Origin of the sequence: Stappia taiwanensis (assembly GCF_014635285.1) — a bacterium.
GTDB lineage: Bacteria > Pseudomonadota > Alphaproteobacteria > Rhizobiales > Stappiaceae > Stappia > Stappia taiwanensis.
Genome location: NZ_BMCR01000014.1, coordinates 1 through 19,984, shown reverse-complemented (window position 1 = coordinate 19,984; position 19,984 = coordinate 1). Strand labels below are relative to the sequence as shown.

Below are 19,984 nucleotides of genomic sequence, written 5' to 3'. Positions count from 1 at the left end.
CTTCGTTGAGGAACAGGCTAACCCAAAATCGGGAACATCTCAGGGGAGCAGGTCAATCTCAGGGGAGCAGGTCAACCGCTTTGTCCGCAGACCCGAACTTGGAAGCGGCCGCAGCGAATGTCGATAGCTGCCCGAACAGACACGAACCCATCGCTTTGGCGGCCATGTAGGACGTCTCGGACTTCGCGTGACGGCGAGAATTCGTCTTTCACGCTTTATTCGCCGCGGCCTAGGGTCTGGACCCTAGCCCTTCAGTGTCCGACTGCACAGGTAGGGAGAGGACATGGCCGTGGCGAGTGCCGAATAGCTCGGGACAAATCTGAGAAGGTCGCCCGGCTTGAATCGTCGTGCGTTGGAAATGTCGACAACGGTATGATCGCTGGAAAAACCCAGCACCTCGACGTTCGGATCGACAGCGGCAAGACCGGATATCACCGTATCGACCGCGCCTATCCCCAACACCGCCATGTGACGCCGTCCAGACACCTTGAAACTGACCTCCTCGCCCAGGGCGTTGCGCGTGCGCGGTCCGCAGATGTCGGTGTCCCGGTTCCAGGTTTCGAGGATCTCGGCGGCGATCACGAAGCCATCCCCTCGCGTGCCGGGGATGGCGGATCCCTGGGCCGCCTCCGTGCCGAACAACAGGCTTTCCCCAAGACGAAGATGGGTGATCTTCGGCGGAAACTCACCGCGATTCATCGCCAGAAGGGCCGCGCTGTTGCCGCCGGACACGATTTCCAGCATCCGGCCAATCCGGTTTTCCACCTGCTCGGTCAATCCGGCGAAGACCGCAAGGTTTTCGCGCGTCGGCAGCAGACCCGTATGACAGGCGAAATTCGTGCCCAGGCCGGTCATCTCGACGCCGTCAAGCGCGCGCGCATGGTCCGTGAGCTCCGGCAGGTCCCCAGGAGGCACCCCCTCACGCATGTCTCCGAGGTCCACCATCGGCGCAATTTTCGCCGTGCATCCCGTTGCGCGGGCATGATGGGCAATCGCGTCGATCGTTGTCCTGTTCGACACGAAGATGAGGTCGGCCAGCCTCACCGCATCCGCGATTTCGCCAAGCCCCGGCGGGCGCAAGAGGTGGATTGGCGCCGTGATGCCGCCGACGCGCATGCGGCGGATGTTCTCAAGTCGCGCATCCGCCAGCGAGTGAATTCCGGCTTCCAGCATGAGACGGGCGACGTCCGGATGGCCGCCGACGCCTTTGGTCACGCCGGAAATGGCGATGCCATGCTCGGCACACAGATCCCGCAACACCGTGAAGTTTCGCCTGAGGGCCTCCGGTTGGATTTCGATCCGCGCTGTCGCGCCGGTCGGTGGATCCGCCCATCTGACCGATCTGTCGATACAATTGTCCATCCCGCTACCCGCCGCGCTGCAGGCGCATGTCTTCGCGCTGAATCATGCCGTGGAGGTCTCGCGGACCGTCGGGACGAGAGCAAGGGGCGATGCAGACATGGAGATGCTCACAAGGGGTCGAGCGGAAAAACAGGGCGACGGAGCCGGGTATAGGTGCGCCGGGACAGATCGGGCGAACAAAGTCCCCCTGCGTCGGTCACGATGATTTCGGAGGCAATGGGCCGGAAGGCGCCCTTGAAGTGGTTCATGGACTTCACGGCGAGGATCGATTTCTCGGCCGGTTCGATCCCGACCACGCGCAGGATGTTCTGGTCGTAGAGTTGCATCCGTTCGGAAACAATCATGATGTCGAGGCCGTCGACGCGCAGACACACGCTGGTTCCGGTCGAAGCGGGCAGGCCGGTGAACATTGGTCCCTCGAAGTGGAAGTCGCCGTTGCTGACCGCCATCACCGTGCCGGTCACCTCGATCGGTCCGCCGCCGACGGTCGGGTCGGTCTTTCCGCCGATGGCAAGGGTGACTTCGGCACCGACGCCGTGTCCCGCCAGAAGGGCCGCCGCCTCTGGATCCAGCAATGCGCCTGCGGCCGCGTTCTCGACACCGGCGTCGAGAAGCGCGGCGATGAGCGCGGTGCAGTCGCTATGCGCGCCGCCGCCCGGATTGTCCGCGTAATCGGCGATGACGACGGGGCCATTGCCGGTCTTTGCGGATTTCAGTCTGCGCATGCACTCGTCAAGCGGGACGGGGCCGTTCCAGGTGTCGCGATACTTCCAGATAGCGTCACAGATCCGTCCGGCCACCGCATCGGCAGCCGCGCGGTCCGTGGTCTGTTCGTCGTAGGTCACCAGAACGCTGGGGCCCGATGCCCAGACGTCGGCATCGGGAAATCCGGCGTTGATCGCCACGTTCAGGATACCTGGCGCTTCCATCTCGCGTGCCGCGTGCTCCAGCAAACGACACATCGGGCCATCATCCGAGGTGCGCCCGTCGTCGCATCCCAGCAGAACCGGCGGACGGTGAACGGCGATCCGTGGTGTGCGCCGACCGGCCATGGCCTCGTTGAGCTGTTCGCTTGCCTCCCGGCCAACCTCGCGCAGGTCGACATGCGGATAGGTGCGGAAGGACACTGCAATCTGCGCCAGATCCGAAAGCTCATCGAAGACATTGGCATGCAGGTCGAGCGTGACCGCGACGGGAACGTCGTTCCCCACGACCGTGCGGATTTCCCGGAGGAACTGGCTTTCGCCGTCCTGATCGGTTTCGGTCACCATGGCGCCATGCAGCGCGACGAAGACGCCATCATAGGGACCGCCGGCCTTGAGGCGGCGCAGGCACTCATCGGTGATTTCAGTGCGGGCCGCTTCCGAAACCGGCCCGCCGGGCTGGGCGTGGGCGCCAAGGATATAGTCAGGCGACCATCCCTTTTCCGCAGCGACATCGATACAGCCGCCGATCTCGGACCCCGTGTTGCTGAACTCCGCAAGCACATCCTGCCCCAGGAAATATTGGGTGGAGCGGAAATCCTGCATTTCCGTCGATAGAGAAGTGAATGTGTTGCTTTCGTGAATGAAGCCGATAACGGCCACGCGGAAACGCATGCCTTGCCTCGCATTTGGCTTGAGAATGCCCCTGAAATACCGGGGGCGGTCGATGCGATCAGTGATTGATGATCTGTTTCAGAAACTTGGCTGAACGTTCTTCCTGCGGATTGGCGAAGAAGCCTTCGGGGTCGTTGACCTCGACGATCTCGCCCGCATCCATGAACACGACCCGGTCCGCGACCTTGCGGGCAAACCCCATTTCGTGTGTGACGCACATCATGGTCATGCCGCCGCCGGCCAGATCGACCATCACATCCAGGACCTCGGAAATGCTTTCCGGATCAAGGGCGGAGGTCGGTTCGTCGAACAGCATGATGTCCGGTTGCATGCAGAGCGAACGGGCGATGGCAACGCGTTGCTGCTGTCCGCCCGATAATTGGGACGGGTACTTGTGCGCAAAACTCTCCATGCGCACTTTGGCCAGATAGTCCATGGCCTGCTTTTCCGCGTCGGCTTTCGGGATCTTGTGGGTACAGATCGGCGACAGGGTGCAATTTTCCAGCGCCGTCAGATGCGGGAACAGATTGAAATGCTGGAAGCACATGCCGACGTGATTGCGGACTTTCCGGATCGTGCTGGTTGTTTCATCGAGCTCGATTCCGTCGACATAAAGATGCCCGGACTGGTATTTTTCCAGCGCGTTGACACAGCGGATGAGCGTCGACTTGCCCGATCCTGAAGGACCGCAGACCACGATGCGTTCGCCCTTGGCAACGTCAAGATTTATGTCCTTCAGAACATGGAAGGCACCGAAGTACTTGTTCATGTTCTCGAACTTGATGGCGGTATCGGCAAGCATGTCCGATCTCCTTGTTGATTGACCCGGGATCAGGCGCGTCAGGCCATCCATTTGATTCTGGCTTCGAACCGGCGCAGCCCCCATTCGATGAGCAGAACAAGGACCAGGTAGTGCGCCGCCGCGATGTAGTAGACGCGCAGATCGAAGGTCTCGGAGAAGATCATTCGCGCCTGTCCCATCAGGTCGAAGACCGTGATGATCGCCAGCAGCGAGGTCGCCTTGACCATGAGGATGTATTCGTTGCCGAGCGGCGGCAGCGCCTTGGCGAAGGCGATCGGGAGCAGAACCCGGCGAAAGCTTGTCCAGCGGGTGAGATTCAGCGCTGCATTGGTTTCCAGAACCGAGGTGGAGATCGTGTCGAGACTGCCCCGGATGATCTCGGCCTGATAGGCGGCCGTGTTCAGCACCAGCGCGAGCAGGCCGCAGTAATAGGCGTCGCGGAAGAACCACCACAGACCGAGCCCGCGAAGCTCCCGGCTGAACTGTCCGGAGCCGTAGTAGATCAGGAACATCAGGACGAGCAGCGGAACGCCTCGGAAGATGTTCACGTATCCAAGCGCCAGAAAACCGAGAATGCCTTTCGATTTCGAACGGGCGAGCGCGATCGGCAGGGCCGCGAAGAAACCGATCACGACCGACAGGGTGCTCATGACTGCCGTGAGGATCAGGCCGTCGTTCCAGCGTGACATTTCTCCGAAGTAGAGATCAAACATGGCCAGTCTCCTCGCGGATAAAGCCTCTGGAGACACGTTTCTCGACCTGTTTCTGGGCCCTGGTCGACAGGGTTACCAGGACGACATAGATCACCGAGATCAGACCGAAGAACAGGAACGGCTGGCGGGTTGTGTTGATCGCAATCGTCGCCACATGGGTCAGCTCAAACAAGGTGATGACCGACACCAGCGACGTGTCCTTGAGCAGGATGACCCAGAGATTGCCGAACCCCGGAATTGCATGCCGCCAGACCTGCGGCAGGATGACCTTGAAGAAGGCGTTGAATGGAGAAAGACCGAGAGAGGCTGCCGCCTCGAATTGTCCCTTTCCGACCGCGTTCAGCGCGGCGCGCACCACTTCGCTGCCATAGGCGCTGATCACGAAGGCAAGGGACATCATGCCGGCGACGAACGGGCTGATCGACAGGTGGGAGCCGGGCGCCACGGCCTCGACCAGCCAGGAAACGATCGCCTGCGACTGGTAGTAGAGAATGAGGAGCGTCAGGATTTCGGGCAGACTCTTGAAGACGGTCGTATAGGCACGTCCGAACAGCCTGATCGGCGTGTAGTGCGATACCTTGGCCCAGTGGATGAGAAACGATAGGACGATGGCGACGGGAAAGGTCGCGATGGCAAGGCCGAGCGTGACGCCCAGACCATGCAGCAGTTCATCGCCCCAGCCGCCGCTTCCATAGGAAAGAGAGTTCAACCAGGTCATGTCGTCCTCTGTCGGGCCGCGCCGGGGACGCGCGATGCCCGCTATGCTGAGGGGAAACCGGCAGGCCGGACCTTTGCGTCAAGGCGTCCGGCCTGCCCGGGATGACCTGCGCCGCAGGGGCGCGGGCATGTGCGGATTACTGGTTGAACAGTTCGCTCACGTAGCCCGGCTTGCTCATGATGTCGAATTCGAAGTACTTCTTGCGGATCTCGTCATAGGTGCCGTTGTCCATGATCGTCTTCAGCGCCTTGTTGACCCGGGCCTGCAACTCGGCATCGTCCTTGCGGAAGGCGATGCCGGCGCCGACGGTGCCGTCCATCAGGAAGCTTTCTCCGACGAATTCACAGCAGTCCACGCCGTCGTTCATCCAGTCGCCGATGGCGAACTGGCTCGCCAGAACCAGATCGATACGGCCGCTTTCCAGATCCATCAGCGCTTCGCCGAGCTTGGGGAAGAGCTTGATGTCGCTGTCCGCGAACCAGTCGTCCAGCACCTTTGCCGACACCGCGCCCTGCTGCGCGCCGATCGTCAGCCCCTTGAGCGTTTCGGGCTTGGCGTCGTCGAGTTCGACGTCCTTCAGCTTCACGAAACGCATGGCGTTGTAGTAATAGGGATCGGTGAAAATCACCGCTTTCTGGCGTGCGGGCGTGATGGCCATCGAAGCGACCATGAAGTCGAACTTGTTGGCGTTCAGAGCCGGAATGATGCCGCCCCAGTCATGGACGCTCCATTCGCACTCGACCTCCATCACCGCGCAGATGGCATTGCCGATATCCACGTCGAAACCTTCGATCGCACCATCTTGGGAAACAGAGTTGAACGGAGCATAGGCGCCTTCGGTTCCCACTCTGAGCGTCTCGGCCGTGGCCGACGCCAGACCCGACAGGGACATCGCCACCGAAAGTGCCGAAATTCTAAAGAGTGATTTCATATTTGATTTCCTCCACCGCTAGCTGTCTGAGCAAGCTGCCTCGTCGACGTGACTTGTTCCCTATTTCCGCTCCGGATATTATTTTTTTTCCATCAGCCGGTCGGATCATCATGTTTTTTTTGAAAATATCCCTGCGTCGATTGATCGAACAATGCAAAAGAATTATTCCAAGGCATGAGGAAATCTAATGAGACGGTGCCTGCCAGATCCGAGCGGAAGCGGATCCCGAGCCTGAAGGCCATACGAGTCTTTGAAGCGGCCGCCCATCATCTGAGCTTCACCAGAGCGGCCGACGAGCTATCCGTGAGTCAGGGAGCCGTTAGCCACCAGATCAAGCTGCTTGAAGAAAATCTCGGTGTTCGCGTTTTCATTCGCGGCAGCAAGGGAATCTCCCTTACGCCTCAGGGAATGCTTCTGAAAGAAACCTGCAAACGCGCCCTCGATGAGATCAGTGAAACACTGTCCCTCATCCGAAAGACCCGCGACACGAAGACCCTCAACGTCAGTGCGGGGCCATTCTTCGCCCTGAAAGTGATTGCGCCGCGCATTTCGGATTTCATGAATGAAAACCCGGGACTGCAGCTGCATCTGAACAACGTTCGGTCCAGCGCATCCTCGCCCGGACCCAATGACGTTTTCATAGAATATTGCGAGGAGGCGCCTGCCGGCACGCATTCCTTCGAGCTGCTGCGGGAAAAGCTCGTTCCCGTCTGCAGCCGCGATCTCATCGAGAGCGTTTCAGAGCCGATGGATCTGTTGCGCCGCCCGGATATCACCCGTTTGAACTATCGCGACCTGAAGGACTGGGAGACCTGGCTCGGCCAGGAGAATATCGAGACCGGCGGCACTCACCCCAATCTCGTTTTCGACGATCAGCACACGATCATCGAAGTTGTCCGCTCCGGTCAGGGGATCGCGCTCGCGGATCGTTCCCTGATCGACCAGGATGTGAAGGCCGGACGGATCTTCGTGATTTCCGAAAGCTATATCCGGCCGCCACTTTCCTACAAGTTCGTGTGTGCTGAAGACATTATCGCCGCCACGTCATATGTGGACGTGTTCAGAAAATGGCTGATGGACGAAATTTCCGAGATTCAGATGCGCAGCGAAAGCAGTTGATCACGGACACCCATCGATCGTGGTGCGCCTGGCAGGCGCGCTCGGACAGAGCGCGACCGACCATGAACTGCGCGATCAGGGAGTGTGCGCCGACCGTCACCTTTCCAGCCGGAACGAACCGGTATCCGCTAGCGCCGGGCTCACTTCCTGGCGTCTGGCAGGCGGCGGGCTGAACCGTATGGGACGCCCCCGGCCAGCCGCCCAGTGCCGTGAGTCTGAGGGGCGTCGAAATGCGTTTCGGCGCCACTCAGGCCGTGAAGAGCCTCTCCCTGGACGTGCGCCAGGGAGAGTTCTTCTCGATCCTTGGGCCGTCCGGCTGTGGCAAGACCACGTTGCTTCGCTTGATTTCCGGCTTCCTGCAACCCACCGCGGGGCAGGTGCTGATCAATGGCAAGGACATGGTGGGTGTGCCATCGAACATGCGCGCCACCGCGATGATCTTTCAGTCGCTGGCTCTGTTTCCCTTCATGCGCGTTTGGGAAAACATCGCCTTCGGTCTGGAGGCGCGCGGTGTCGGCACGGCCGAGCGTCGCCGCGAGGCGGAGCGTCTTCTGGAGCTGATTGCCTTGCCCGGCTACGGCAACCGGATGCCGGGTGAATTGTCCGGCGGCCAGCGCCAGCGCGTGGCCATCGCTCGGGCCCTGGCGATCCAGCCGCAGGTTCTGTTGCTGGATGAGCCGCTTTCGGCGCTCGATCTGAAGCTGCGCCAGCACATGCGCGCCGAGCTGCGCGATCTGCAAAAGCGGACAGGCGTCACCTTCATCTACATCACCCACGACCAGTCCGAGGCGCTGGCCATGTCGGACCAGGTGGCGGTGATGAACGGAGGGGAGCTCCAGCAAATCGGCACGCCGCAAGAGCTGTACAGCCACCCGAAAACGGCGTTTGTCGCCGAATTCGTCGGCGAAAACAATGCCCTGACGGGTACGGTCACGGAAGTCTCGGGCGGAACGGCTGTGCTGGAAGGCCCTCAGGGGCGGTTCTCGGGTCGGGCCGGAGCGGGCCTCAATCCGGGCGCGAAGGCGCGGCTTTATGTGCGGCCCGAGGCGCTCTCTCCCTCTTCGGAGACCGGCGAAAATCGTCTGAAGCTGGCCATCGAGCGGTTCGACTTCGAAGGCGCCTTCGCCACGGCCTACGCGCTTCTGCAAGGGACGGGTTCGCCGCAGCGGATGTTCATGACGATTTCCCAGCAAGGGTTGTCCGATGCGCCGGCCATCGGCGCACCGTTCACGGCCGGGTTCTCGGCGGAAGATGCGATTGTGCTAAGCGATGACTGAGATATTCGACCGTTTCGGCAAGCCGCTCGGGGGCATTTTCCTGGGGCTTGCCCTGTTGTGGCTGGCCGGCATGGTGCTGGTGCCGGGCGTGTTCATGATCAATGCGTCGCTGCGGCCGCATCTGCCGCCCCCCTTGCGCGGGGGCGAGCTCGATGTCTATGTGCTCGACAACTTCGCCTATCTGATCAACCACGTGAACCACGGCCGGATCTTCTTCAAGACGGTGTGGTCCAGTGCGCTCGTCACGCTGGTGACCCTGCTGCTCTGCTACCCCATCGCCTTCTGGCTGGCGAAGGTGGCGCGGCGCTGGCAGGTGGCGGTGATGCTGGTCTTGCTGTTGATCCCCTATCTGATGAACGAGGTGCTGCGCGGGCTCGCCTGGTACATCATCCTGGCCTTCAGCGGTCCGCTCAACGCGATCCTGATCGGGCTGGGGCTGATGGACGAGCCGGTGCGCTGGTATGGCGATGGCGGTGTCGTGGCCGGGATGGCCTATGCCTATCTCCTGTTCATGCTGTTTCCGATCTACAACGCCATCTCGACCCTTGACCGGGCGCAGATCGACGCCGCCCGCGATCTGGGGGCCAGTGCCTGGCGCATTCACCGCCGGGTTGTGCTGCCGCATGCCAAGGTGGGCATCGCAACCGGTTGCGTCTTTGTCTTCATGATGGCGGCGGGCAGCTATGTCGCGCCTGCGCTTCTGGGGGCGCCGGGCAGCCGGTGGTTCACGCAGATCGTCTATGAATGGTTCTTCGAGATCGGAAACTGGAACCGTGGCGCGGCCTATGGCGTGGCGTTGATGGCCATGTGCCTGGCGGTCGTCCTCGGTCTTCTGGCGCTGTTCCGGGTCAATTTGGCGAGTGCCGTAAAATGACGCAAACCACAACCGCCACCGCCACTCTGGATGCCGACCTTCCGCCGATCATCCCGGCGCGTCGGCTGTCCCATTCCGGCATGGGCCTGCTGCTTGGCCGGCTCCAGCCCTTGGCCGGGCGGGTCTATCTGCTCGTCTTCGTGCTCTTCCTGATGTCGCCGTTGCTGATCCTGGCCGCCGCAGCCTTCAACGACAGCAGCTTTCCCACCATCCTGCCATGGCAGGGCAGCACCATCAAATGGATCGTGGCGCTGTTTCATGACGGGGAGATCGGCCGGGCGCTGATCAGTTCGGGCATCATTGCCGCGGGCGTCATCGGGCTGTCTCTGCCGGTCGGAACGGCCGCGGCCCTGGTGCTCACCAGCTTGCATGGGCGCACGCGCGGGGTGGTCTATGCGCTGATGGTCTCGCCCATGCTGATCCCGGGCATCGTGATCGGCATCTCGACGCTGCTCTTCTGGCGGCAGGTCGGGGTGAATGGCGGCTACTTCCTGACGATCCTGGCCCAGTCGAGCTTCATCATCTCCTTCGTGATGCTGATGATCGTTGCCCAGTTGCAGCGGTTCGACCGTACCATGGAGGAGGCCGCGCTCGGGCTGGGGGCATCGCGCCTGCTGGTGTTCCGGCGCATCCTTCTGCCCTATCTGCGCCCCGCCTTGCTCGCCGCCTGCTGCATCGCCTTCCTGCAGTCGTTCGAGAACTGCAACACCACGCTGTTCGTTCGCGGCACGGAAACGCCGCTGACGATCTTCATCGCCACCAAGGTGCGCACCGGGCTGACGCCGGTCATCAACGCGCTTGGTCTCGTCATGATGGTCGGCACGATCATGGGTGCGGTCCTGTGGGAAATCGCCCGCTACCGGCGTGCGGTGCGATCCGCCGCCGTCTGAACCGCACAGCTTGCGTCTTCCCCTCTGGCGACAGGCGTCGCCGGAGGGAATTTCCTATCCAGAACAAAAGGTTGCTACTTTGGCCAATGGTGTTTTCGGCGTCGGAATGTCGACCCGCACGCGCGACGGAGATCTTGCGGATCTCGGAGCGGAGCTTGACTGTCTGGAAGACCTCGGCGTCGACCTGATCGAGCTGTCCGCCTTCGACTACGATCTGGTGATTGGCGGCAGGGTCCGGGACGCCCAGTTCAAGACACTGCGTGGGCTGTGCGCCGGACGCCAGGCGGCGTTTTCGGTGCATGGGCCGCTGTCCCTCAATTTCATGGATGTTCCGGACCGGCTGGAACGGCACTGCCGCCTGTTAGAGACCTGGCTCGATATCGCGGCGGAGCTGGGGGCAGGGCACTATGTGGTCCATGCCGGCATGACGCTGGAAACCGACCCGGCTTGCCAAGAGGACGCCTATGCGCGCCAGCGCGAGTGGCTGGCCCGCGCCGGTGATCTGGCCCGGGCGCGCGATCTGCACATCTGCGTCGAAACCCTGTTCGAACATGACGACTGGAAGCACACGCCGACGCCGGCAAGGCTCGCCGAGGAGCTGACCGCGATCGGTCACCCCAATGTCTGCGCCACCATCGACTTCGGACACAGCTACATCAAGCTGGATGCCGATGGCCGCAGAGACGATCTGCCGGCGGAGGCAGCCCAGCTCGCCCCCCAGGCGCGCCATCTGCACATCCATGACTGTTTCGGACGTCAGGACGACATGTGGGTCTATACCGAGAGCGAGCGTCTCGCCCTGGGGCTGGGCGATCTGCACCTGCCGGTCGGCTGGGGCGATATCCCCTGGCAGGAGATCATGGCGGCCTGTGTCTTCCCCGAGGGGGTGGTGTTCAACATCGAGCTGAACCCGCGCTTTTCCGCCGCCGCCAAGGAGTGCATTGCCGCGACCCGTGCCCTTGCGGCACAGGCGCGAACCCGCGCGGCGGACAAGACCGCCGCCTGAGCGAAGCAGAATGAGAAGACCTGTTTGGTCACGAACGGCCTGCCGCGCCATTCGGTGTGCGCGGCAGGCGGCTGCTCGCCCGGATTTCTGCGATTTCCGTGAGACGTAACCGCCGAGAATCATATAAAAAACACGTGATGCGGACGCATTCGGATCGAAGATCCGGGCGGATGGTGCGTTTCGTTTGAAACGGCCTTATTGGGAACGTTCAGATCCCGGCCGGTTTTAAGCATTTCCTGCCGGAAAACCGGCGCCCGTTTTCGAACGCACCCCTGAAGGACTTCCGGCGTGCGACATCTTCGGATTCGGACGAGGCCTGCGCCGCTGCAAGCGGGGCGGCGCGGCAAAGCGAGACACGAGAAGGCGAGGGTATGGCCGAGGGAACACAAAGCTTCGATCGCGCTGTGGGGCTTCTCGACATTGTCTCGCGCAACAACCGGGAGGGCGTGGCCTTCGCCGATCTTCTTACCTCGGCGGGCCTGACGCGCCCGACGGCGCGGCGCCTTCTCATGGCGCTTGTGAAGCATGGGTTCGTGGAACAGGATGCGGACAGCAAGCGCTATTTTCTCGGCCCCAAGGTCTACGATCTTGCCCTGCTTGTGCTGCCGTCCTTCGATTTTCGGGAAATCTACCAGCCAAGCCTGACCCGCCTGGTGGAGGACACCGGCGACACGGTGTTTCTCAACCGGGTGGTCTCCGATGACATGGTGTGCATTGCCCGCGAAAGCGGCAGCTTCCCGGTGAAGGCCTTCATCCTCGATCTGGGCGTTCAGCGGCCGATGGGGCTCGGGGCCAGCGGGATCGCGGTGCTCGCGGCCATGGAGCCGGCTAAGGCCGAGGCGATCCTGGCGCGCAACGAGGAGCGGGTGGCCGCGCTCGGCGGTGATGTGCGCGCGGCGGCGGAGGTGGTGGCAGCCTCCCGGGAGCGCGGCTATGTTTCGCGGGATGTGCCCGGCCTCGGCACCCGCACCATCGCCATGGCGCTGCATGACAGCGCCGGCAAACCCTTCGCCTCGCTCAGCGTTTCCACCATCCGCGACCGGATGCAAGGGGAACATCTGGAAGCGGTCGTGACCGCGCTGGGCGAGGAAGTGGCGCGAATCCGTGAAAAGCTCAGCCGTCTGCGCCCACAGCACACCGGCTGAGCCAGGCGGATCGGTCCCCCGTTGGAGAGGGCGCAATGAGACACGGAAAAAGGGTGCCAACCGGACGGCGGGCACCCTTTTCAGTGTGTCATGAAGAGCGCGCGGAAGTTCGGGTCTCCGGGTGGCCAAGCGCGCAGCGGCGGTAGCCCTTTGAGTGGGCGTCAGTATCCGCCCGTTTCTCCCGACCGCGCCGGGGCGGTGTCGCGGAAGCTTTGCGCCAGGGCGGAGGTCGCCCCGGAAAACAGCGTGACGTCGGTGCCGACGGCCACGAACCGTGCGCCATCGGCGAGACACTCCCGCGCGAAGGTCTGATCGGCGGTCAGGAGCCCGGCCGGCTTGCCAAGCCGTTGCAATGTGGCGATGGCATCGCGCACCGCCTGCTTGACAGCCGGCGCGCCCGGACGTCCGAGATATCCCATGTCGGCGGCCAGGTCGGAAGGGCCGACGAACACCGCATCGACCCCTTCGACGGCGGCGATGTCCGGCAGGGCGGCGAGGGCCTTTTGCGATTCCACCTGCACGATCAGGCAGATTTCCTCATCGGCCGTCGTCAGGTAGTCGCCGATCCGGTTGAAGGCGGAGCTGCGTGCCAGCGCCGCCCCGACGCCGCGCTTGCCGCGCGGCGGGTAGCGCACCGCCTCGACCAGCGCCGCTGCTTGCGCGCCGCTTTCCACCATCGGCACCAGCAGCGACTGTGCGCCGATGTCCAGAAGCTGCTTCAGGATCCAGGTTTCGCCGACCGGCGCCCGGATCACCGTGGCGACCGGATAGCCGGCGAGCGCCTGCAACTGGCCGACCATGCGCTGCAGGTCGTTGGGCGCGTGTTCGCCGTCGATGACGAGCCAGTCGAACCCGGCACCGGCACAGATCTCGGCGGTATAGGCATTGGCAAGGCCCATCCAGAGGCCGATCTGCGGCTTGCCGGCGGCAAGGCGGGCCTTGAACGGATTTTTCGGAGCGGGCATCGCAAGCCTCCCTTAGCGGAAATGGATGCTGACCGTTCCGGCCTTGCCGAAGTCAGCGGTGATGGTGTCGCCGTGCCGGGTTTCGATGGGTCGGATGAAGGATCCGGAGAGCACCACCTCGCCGGCGGCAAGGCCGGTTCCAAGGCCGTGCAGCCGCCGGACCAGCCAGACAATGCCCATGGCCGGATGGTTGAGGACCCCGGCGCCGAGGCCGGTTTCCTCCACCACGGCATTGCGCGAGACGATGGCGCCCATCCAGCGCATGTCCGCATCGAGCGGGCGCATCGGCCGGCCGCCGGTGACGATGCCGGCATTGGCGGCATTGTCCGCGATGGTGTCGATGATGTTGCGCATGGCGCCGCTATGCGGATCCCGGCGCTGGACGCGGGTGTCGAGGATCTCAAGCGCGGGCAGAATGTAGTCCGTCGCATTGAGCACATCGCAGACGGTCACCTCCGGCCCCTGCAGCGGCGCCTTCAGGACGAAGGCGATCTCCGCTTCGACGCGGGGCTGGATGAAGCGGTCCTCGGGCACCGCATCGCCATCGTGAAAGCGCATGTCGTCGAACAGGATGCCGGAGTCCGGCGTGTCGATCTGCAGGGCGGCCTGCATGGCGCGCGAGGTCAGACCGATCTTCCAGCCGATCCGCTTGCGCCCGGCCGCGTCCTTGAGCGCCACCCAGCGGTCCTGGATGCGGTAGGCATCGGCCATGTCGGCGTCGGGAAAGCGTCCGGAAATCAGCGGGATCTGGGTACGCGAACGCTCCGCCGCATCCAATTCGTTGGCAACTGCCGCGATATCGGCGTCGGCCAGCATCACATATCCTCCGCGACAACGCCGTTGCGCAAGAGGCCGATGCCTTCCGCCTCCACGGTGATCTCATCGCCCGGCTTCAGCCAGACCGGTGGGTCGAGCCGGGCACCGGCGCCGGTCGGCGTGCCGGTGACGATGATGTCGCCGGGGGCCAGCGTGGTGAAGGTGGAGATGTAGTTGATGAGCTTGCGGAAGCTGAAGATCATCCGGCCGGTCCGGTCCTGCTGCCGCACCTCGCCGTTCACCCGGGTGGTCAGCCCGATGTCGGCAATCTGCGCTTCGTCCACGAAGGGCACGATCCATGGCCCCATGGCACCCGACGCATCGAAGTTCTTGCCCTGGGTGACGTTGAACTTGGCGTGGCGCACCCAGTCGCGGAGCGTGCCTTCGTTGCAGAGCGTGACCGCCGCCACATGCGACAGGGCATCGGTCTCGGCGATGCGGCGTCCGGCCTTGCCGATCACCAGTGCCAACTCGCCCTCATAGTCGAGCTGCTCGGATTCCTGCGGGCGCACCAGCGGGCGGTCATGCCCGGTGAAGGAGCCGGGGAAGCGGACGAAAAGCGAGGGGTTCGCCGGCGCCGCCTTGTTGTCCTTGTACTCCTCGTTGCGGTCCGGATAGTTCACGCCAACGCAGATGATCTTTTGCGGCGCCTGAAGCGGGATCTGGTAGCAAATGTCGTCCAGGCCGAAGTCCGGGGTCCGACCCGCCGCCGCATCGACGGCGCGGCGCAAGTCGCCCGCGCGAACCACATCCTGAAGGTCCTGCCAGCGTCCGCCGTCATGGGCCGAAAGATCGACGGCGCCGCCGTCGGTGATCAGGCCGAAGCGTGTTTTCCCACCGGCGGTGAAGGTTGCCAAGCGGCCATAGTCAGACATGTCGTGTCTCCGATCGTGCAAGGAGGGGGCGTTTCCGGTGCGCGGAAGGCACCGGATCTGCCATTGGGTGTGAAGGGGGCTTCTAGCTGGCCGGTTGCGCCGACCGTGTCGTGGCGGCGCGCAGGCACGGCCAGACCAGAAGGGCTGCGGTCAGGCAATGGATGGTGATGCTCGTCGGTGAACTGACGAGGTAGGTGTAGTCGCCGCCCGAGATCATCAGCGCCCGGCGCAGGTATTCCTCGACCATCGGTCCGAGCACGAACCCTATGAGCAGCGGGGCAGGGGGAAAGCCGAAGCAGCGGAAGATGTAGCCAAGCCCGCCCATCGCCAGCACCAGCCAGATGTCGAAGGAGGAGTTGGAGACGCCGAAGACACCGGTGCAGACAAGGGCGATGATGACCGGAAAGAAGAACCGGCGCGGCACGGCGACCAGCCTGGCCCAGAAGCCGATCAGCGGCACGTTGAGCATGATGAGGAAGACGTTGCCGAGCCAGAAACTTGCCACCAGCCCCCAGAACAGATCCGGATGTTCGCCGACGAGCTGCGGGCCGGGCGAAATGCCATGGATCATCAGCGCGCCGAGAATGATTGCCATGGTTGGCGTGCCGGGAATGCCGAGGGTCATGGTGGGAATGAAGGCGGTTTGCGCGGCGGCGTTGTTGGCCGCCTCCGGCGCGGCGACGCCGTTGATGCGGCCGGTGCCGAACTCTTCCGGATTGCGGGTTGTGGAACGCTCCAGCGAATAGGCGAGGAAGGAGGCGATCGTCGGTCCGGCGCCGGGCAGGGGGCCGAGCGTTCCGCCGACGGCGGCCCCGCGGAAGATGGAAGGCACGATGGCTCCCAGCCGGCGGAAGGCGGAGAACATCGCCCGCGCGTTCACCGCAATCGGTTTTTCACCCGATGGGCAGGCGCGGATATTGGCGATCACCTCCGGGATGCCGAACAGGCCCATCGCCACGGCGACGATGCTGAGCCCGTCGAGCAGGTTGGGGATGCCGAGATCGTAGCGCGGCAGGCCGCTGTTGAGATCGAGACCGACCGAACCGAACAACATGCCGATGGAGACCATCGCGATCCCCTTGAGCGGGCCGCAGCCGATGACCGACGCCCCGGCGACAAGTCCAAGAAGCAGGGTCGCGAAATACTCCGCTGGACCGAAAGAGAGGGAGAAGCTGACGATCAGCGGGGAGAACACCACCATGGCGACGATGCCGAGGGTGCCGCCGGCAAAGGATGAGACCTGGGCGGTCAGCAGCGCAAGACCGGCCTCGCCGCGCCGCGCCAGCGGATAGCCATCGAGCGTGGTGATGGCATTGGAGGCGGTGCCGGGAAGGTTCAGCAGGATCGAGGCGATCGACCCGCCGTATTCAGCGCCGTAGTAGACACCGGCGAGCATGATCACCGCCGTTGTCGGCTCCAGGTTGAAGGTCAGCGGCAGCAGGATCGAGATGGCGGCAATCGCGCCGATGCCCGGCAGCACGCCGACGATGTTGCCGAGAATGACGCCGGCGAGACAATAGACCAGGTTGATCGGGTGCAGCGCAGTCGCGAAACCGGAGAGAAGCTCGGTCATAATGAAACATCCGGCAGGAAGGAAAGCGGCATGCCCAGCCCCTTGACGAAGACGGCCCAGGTGAAAACGGAAAGCCCGACCCCGACAAGGAGTGTTTCCATGGGCCGGAACCTTTGCGGCGCGGCGGCAAGCAGAAAGACGGCAATGACCGTCGTTGCCAGCAGCCCGGCGCTTTCCATCAACACCGCATAGAGCGCGATGGCGCCGCCGACGCAGGCAAGCGCCCTGAGATCGAAGGTCATCGCAGCTTCTGCATTGCGCAGCACCTCCAGCGCGGCGATTGCGAGCCCGGCGATGATCGCCACCACGCTCAGCGCGGTGGGGAACATGCCCGGTCCCATGTTGCGCAGGCTCCCGAGGGGCATCTCCCTTGCCCCAAGCAGAAAGAGCAGGCCAATCGCTGCGATCAGCAGGCCTCCCCCCGCATCCCTCAACGTCTTCATGTGTCCTCCCGAACGCCGCGATGGCGCTAGTTCGCGGCAAGATGCTGATGCAGATTGTTCATCTTGTAGCTGTGGGGGCCCCGGATCTCCTGCATCTCGAAGGCCACCGCCAGCGGGGTCCGGTCGGCAAGCGGTTTGAGATGCGCCGACAGGCGTTCGAAGATCAGATCGGCTGCCGCCGTCTTGGTCTCCATGTCGCGCCCTTCGCCAATCCGGATCGCCAGATGCACGAACGCGTTTTCCGGCTTGCAGTCGGCGACGAGATAGTCGTCGATCCGGTTGATCCGCACCCGAATGCCGGCGAGGGGGAAGATCCCCGTTTCCATCATGGCGTCATGAACGCATTGGCCGAGGCTGCCCACCTCTGCTTCATTGGCGATGTTCTTCGAATACTCGATCCATGCGTGCGGCATGAAATGCTCCATGGTGTGCCGGGCGGAGGACAGGCGCGATGCGCCCGTCCTCCGGATCCGATGTCGGGATTTATTGGGGTTCGAGACCGGCTTCGGCGATTTCCGCCGTCCACAGGTCGTACTCGCGGCCGATGTAGTCCGAGACGGCCTTGGCATCGAGGTTGAGGCTCGATGGGGTGACGCCGATTTCGGACAGGTGGGTGCGGGTGGCCGGATCGGCCACCGCCTTGTTGAAGGCCGCGTTCAACCGGTCGAGCCGGGTCTGCGGGACGCCGGCAGGCGCAACGATGCTGTACCAGCCGACGACCTTGAAGTCCTTGAAGCCGAGCTCCTGCGCTGTCGGTGCGTCCGGCAGGGCCGGATACCGCTCGGCACTTGTGACCAGGATCGGCTTGAGCGCGCCGCTCGCCACATGCGGCAGCACGGACACCGGGCTGCTGATCAGCGCGTTGACCCGGCCGGCGAGGATGTCGGAGATCGCCGCGCCCGATCCGGAGTAGGGGATGTTGGAGACCTTCAGATCCGCATCACGGGCCAGCAGACGCGCGGCGAGCAGGGCGGCGCTGCCGCCATTCGCCATGGTCATCCGCTCGGAGGCGGCTGCGGCGAAGTCCTCATAGGTGTTGATCTCGGACTTGCCCGGAACGGTGATGACATAGGGCGACTCCGAGATGAGGGCGACCCCGTCGAAGTCCTCCTTGGGCGCGTAGGACGCGGCCTTGAACAGGGACGGGTTGAGCGCCATCGTCGCCTGGATGCCGAACAACAGGGTATAGCCGTCGGCCTTCTCCCGCTTGGCCAGCAACGTGCCGACCGTGCCGGAGGCGCCGGGGCGGTTTTCCACCACGACTGGCTGGCCGATATCGGCGGCCACCGCTTCCGCGACGATCCGTGCCGTGACGTCCGTTCCTCCTCCGGGCGAATACGGCACGATCAAACGGATCGGCTTCGTTGGAAAGTCTTCGGCGGCCTGGGCCGCCGGAAATGCCGCCAGCGCAAAGGCGCTGACGACACCGGCGAGAAACACTCGCTTTGTATGCATTTCTTTCTCCTCCCTAACCTCTGGTATTTTACTTTTTCATCTTGAAGAGCTCGTCGATCTTCTGCTCGTAGCTGTGATAATTCAGGAAATCGTAAAGCTCTTCCCGATCCTGCATGATGTCGAGGATGCCCTTTGCGGAACCTTCCTTGCGGATGTGCCGGTACACCTTGAGCGCAGCGGCGTTCATCGCCCGGGCCGCCGACAGCGGATAAAGCGCGGCGGACACACCGACGCTGCGCAGCTCATCGAGGGTGAAGTTCGGCGTCTTGGAGAACTCGGTGATGTTGGCCAGCACCGGATAGGGCGTGTCGAGGGCATCGACAAAGGCCTTGTACTGAGACAGCTCCGTGCAGGCCTCGGCGAAGATCATGTCGGCCCCGGCTTCCACATAGGCACAAGCGCGGTCGATGGCGCCGTCGAGCCCCTCGATGGCCAGCGCGTCGGTCCGCGCGACGATGAAGAAATCCGGATCAGTCTTGGCATCGGCCGCCGCCTTGATGCGGTCGACCATCTCCTGCTTGGAGACGATCTCCTTGCCCGGACGGTGGCCGCACCGCTTGAGCTGGACCTGATCCTCCATGTGCATGGCGCCGGCGCCATCCTTGATGAGGCCGCGCACCAGCCGGGCGATCGAGAAGGCGCCGCCGAAGCCGGTGTCCACGTCGACGAGGATCGGCAGGTTGGTCGCATCGGCGACCCGGCGCAGATCCGTCAGCACATCGGTCATGGTGGTGATGCCGAGGTCTGGCAGGCCGTAGGAGGCGTTGGCCACGCCCGCGCCCGCCAGATACAGCGCCTTGTAGCCCGTGCGCTCGGCCATCATCGCCGTATAGGCGTTGATCGAGCCTATGACCTGCAAGGGGTTTTCCTCGGTCAGTGCCTTGCGAAACTTCGCTCCGGCCGAAAGCTGCGATGCGGTCATCCGTCTTCCTTTCATATGACCATAATATGGTCATCTATTTGTTGAATTAACATATAGGACCATATTGTGAATATGATGACTGTCAAGCGGTCCGCCCTGAAATTTGTCATATTTCGGTCGAAGGACAGAATTTGACCGAATTTGACCGTATTATGACCATGCATGGTCTGCCAGACCGTATTTCCGGTTTCAGCAGCTCCCGCGCAGGCGTCACCGCTTTGGGAAGCGAGCCTCGACAGGGGGAAGGCGCGGTCTGCTGAGCGGGCGTGCTTCCATGGCTTGCCCATATGATGGACATCTGCCGGTGGTGGGCATTGGCTGGGGAGGGGGCTTGGCTGGGCTTGGCCCGCCAGCGTTGCGTTCGGTCGCTGATTGCCGGTCCTTCGCGCCTCGCGGGGCAAAGAGAGTGCGGATTGGCGATGACGTTTGTTTGACGGTTTTCGGCGGTCGCGGGTGTGACCGCGGTGGGTTTGCGGGGCTGTGGCTGTGGCGTCTGGCTG

Annotated in this window: 20 protein-coding genes; 6 read left to right on the top strand and 14 right to left on the bottom strand. The window is 63.2% G+C overall.

Annotation, left to right across the window (positions count from 1 at the left end; all coding sequences use genetic code 11):
* Nucleotides 1-243 precede the first annotated feature (243 nt).
* From IEV83_RS19915 to IEV83_RS19890, 6 genes are all read right to left on the bottom strand, one after another.
* On the bottom strand, nt 244-1,362 hold the full coding sequence (locus IEV83_RS19915) for an alanine racemase (RefSeq protein ID WP_280514009.1): 1,119 nt from the start codon (nt 1,360-1,362) through the stop codon (nt 244-246).
* 107 nt (nt 1,363-1,469) lie between these two features.
* Nucleotides 1,470-2,960, bottom strand: coding sequence for a M81 family metallopeptidase (locus IEV83_RS19910; RefSeq protein ID WP_181762113.1), 1,491 nt, complete (start codon nt 2,958-2,960; stop codon nt 1,470-1,472).
* Between the two features lie 58 nt (nt 2,961-3,018).
* A complete protein-coding gene (locus IEV83_RS19905) occupies nt 3,019-3,762 on the bottom strand; it encodes an amino acid ABC transporter ATP-binding protein (RefSeq protein WP_181762130.1) in 744 nt (247 codons plus the stop codon).
* A 38-nt stretch (nt 3,763-3,800) separates the two neighbouring features.
* A complete protein-coding gene (locus IEV83_RS19900; RefSeq protein ID WP_181762114.1) occupies nt 3,801-4,475 on the bottom strand; it encodes an ABC transporter permease subunit in 675 nt (224 codons plus the stop codon).
* Nucleotides 4,468-5,193 carry an ABC transporter permease gene (locus tag IEV83_RS19895; protein ID WP_181762115.1) on the bottom strand — a complete coding sequence of 242 codons (726 nt, stop codon included), beginning with the start codon at nt 5,191-5,193 and terminating at the stop codon, nt 4,468-4,470. Before IEV83_RS19895 ends, IEV83_RS19900 begins: the two co-directional genes overlap by 8 nt.
* Before the next feature lie 136 nt (nt 5,194-5,329).
* Nucleotides 5,330-6,124, bottom strand: coding sequence for a transporter substrate-binding domain-containing protein (locus tag IEV83_RS19890; RefSeq protein WP_181762116.1), 795 nt, complete (start codon nt 6,122-6,124; stop codon nt 5,330-5,332).
* Between the two features lie 195 nt (nt 6,125-6,319).
* Here IEV83_RS19890 and IEV83_RS19885 point away from each other — a divergent pair, with 195 nt between their 5' ends.
* The 6 genes from IEV83_RS19885 (at nt 6,320) to IEV83_RS19860 (ending at nt 12,435) form a co-directional block, all read left to right on the top strand.
* Nucleotides 6,320-7,243, top strand: coding sequence for a LysR family transcriptional regulator (locus IEV83_RS19885; RefSeq protein ID WP_181762117.1), 924 nt, complete (start codon nt 6,320-6,322; stop codon nt 7,241-7,243).
* Between the two features lie 230 nt (nt 7,244-7,473).
* Nucleotides 7,474-8,520: an ABC transporter ATP-binding protein gene (locus IEV83_RS19880; protein ID WP_181762118.1), complete on the top strand. Its 1,047-nt coding sequence runs from the start codon at nt 7,474-7,476 to the stop codon at nt 8,518-8,520.
* Complete coding sequence (locus tag IEV83_RS19875; protein ID WP_181762119.1) at nt 8,513-9,394, top strand: ABC transporter permease; 882 nt, start codon at nt 8,513-8,515, stop codon at nt 9,392-9,394. Before IEV83_RS19880 ends, IEV83_RS19875 begins: the two co-directional genes overlap by 8 nt.
* Nucleotides 9,391-10,284 carry an ABC transporter permease gene (locus tag IEV83_RS19870; RefSeq protein ID WP_244628268.1) on the top strand — a complete coding sequence of 298 codons (894 nt, stop codon included), beginning with the start codon at nt 9,391-9,393 and terminating at the stop codon, nt 10,282-10,284. The genes IEV83_RS19875 and IEV83_RS19870 overlap by 4 nt, the downstream gene beginning before the upstream one ends.
* Nucleotides 10,285-10,390: 106 nt before the next feature.
* Complete coding sequence (locus IEV83_RS19865; protein WP_181762120.1) at nt 10,391-11,290, top strand: sugar phosphate isomerase/epimerase family protein; 900 nt, start codon at nt 10,391-10,393, stop codon at nt 11,288-11,290.
* A gap of 371 nt (nt 11,291-11,661) precedes the next feature.
* Complete coding sequence (locus IEV83_RS19860; protein WP_181762121.1) at nt 11,662-12,435, top strand: IclR family transcriptional regulator; 774 nt, start codon at nt 11,662-11,664, stop codon at nt 12,433-12,435.
* A 161-nt stretch (nt 12,436-12,596) separates the two neighbouring features.
* On the opposite strand, the gene hpaI is transcribed toward IEV83_RS19860, so the two are convergent.
* The 8 genes from hpaI to prpB form a co-directional block, all read right to left on the bottom strand.
* Complete coding sequence (hpaI, locus tag IEV83_RS19855) at nt 12,597-13,400, bottom strand: 4-hydroxy-2-oxoheptanedioate aldolase (protein ID WP_181762122.1); 804 nt, start codon at nt 13,398-13,400, stop codon at nt 12,597-12,599.
* A 12-nt stretch (nt 13,401-13,412) separates the two neighbouring features.
* Nucleotides 13,413-14,216 carry a 2-oxo-hept-4-ene-1,7-dioate hydratase gene (hpaH, locus tag IEV83_RS19850; protein ID WP_181762123.1) on the bottom strand — a complete coding sequence of 268 codons (804 nt, stop codon included), beginning with the start codon at nt 14,214-14,216 and terminating at the stop codon, nt 13,413-13,415.
* Nucleotides 14,216-15,091 carry a fumarylacetoacetate hydrolase family protein gene (locus IEV83_RS19845; RefSeq protein WP_181762124.1) on the bottom strand — a complete coding sequence of 292 codons (876 nt, stop codon included), beginning with the start codon at nt 15,089-15,091 and terminating at the stop codon, nt 14,216-14,218. Before IEV83_RS19845 ends, hpaH begins: the two co-directional genes overlap by 1 nt.
* An 82-nt stretch (nt 15,092-15,173) precedes the next feature.
* On the bottom strand, nt 15,174-16,664 hold the full coding sequence (locus IEV83_RS19840; protein ID WP_181762125.1) for a tripartite tricarboxylate transporter permease: 1,491 nt from the start codon (nt 16,662-16,664) through the stop codon (nt 15,174-15,176).
* Entirely contained in the window at nt 16,661-17,107 is a 447-nt protein-coding gene (locus IEV83_RS19835; protein ID WP_181762126.1) for a tripartite tricarboxylate transporter TctB family protein, read from the bottom strand. Before IEV83_RS19835 ends, IEV83_RS19840 begins: the two co-directional genes overlap by 4 nt.
* A gap of 26 nt (nt 17,108-17,133) precedes the next feature.
* A complete protein-coding gene (locus tag IEV83_RS19830) occupies nt 17,134-17,520 on the bottom strand; it encodes a 5-carboxymethyl-2-hydroxymuconate Delta-isomerase (protein ID WP_181762127.1) in 387 nt (128 codons plus the stop codon).
* Nucleotides 17,521-17,590: 70 nt separating this feature from the next.
* Entirely contained in the window at nt 17,591-18,562 is a 972-nt protein-coding gene (locus IEV83_RS19825) for a Bug family tripartite tricarboxylate transporter substrate binding protein (RefSeq protein WP_181762128.1), read from the bottom strand.
* A gap of 28 nt (nt 18,563-18,590) precedes the next feature.
* Nucleotides 18,591-19,484: a methylisocitrate lyase gene (gene prpB / locus IEV83_RS19820; protein WP_181762129.1), complete on the bottom strand. Its 894-nt coding sequence runs from the start codon at nt 19,482-19,484 to the stop codon at nt 18,591-18,593.
* Nucleotides 19,485-19,984: the final 500 nt, after the last annotated feature.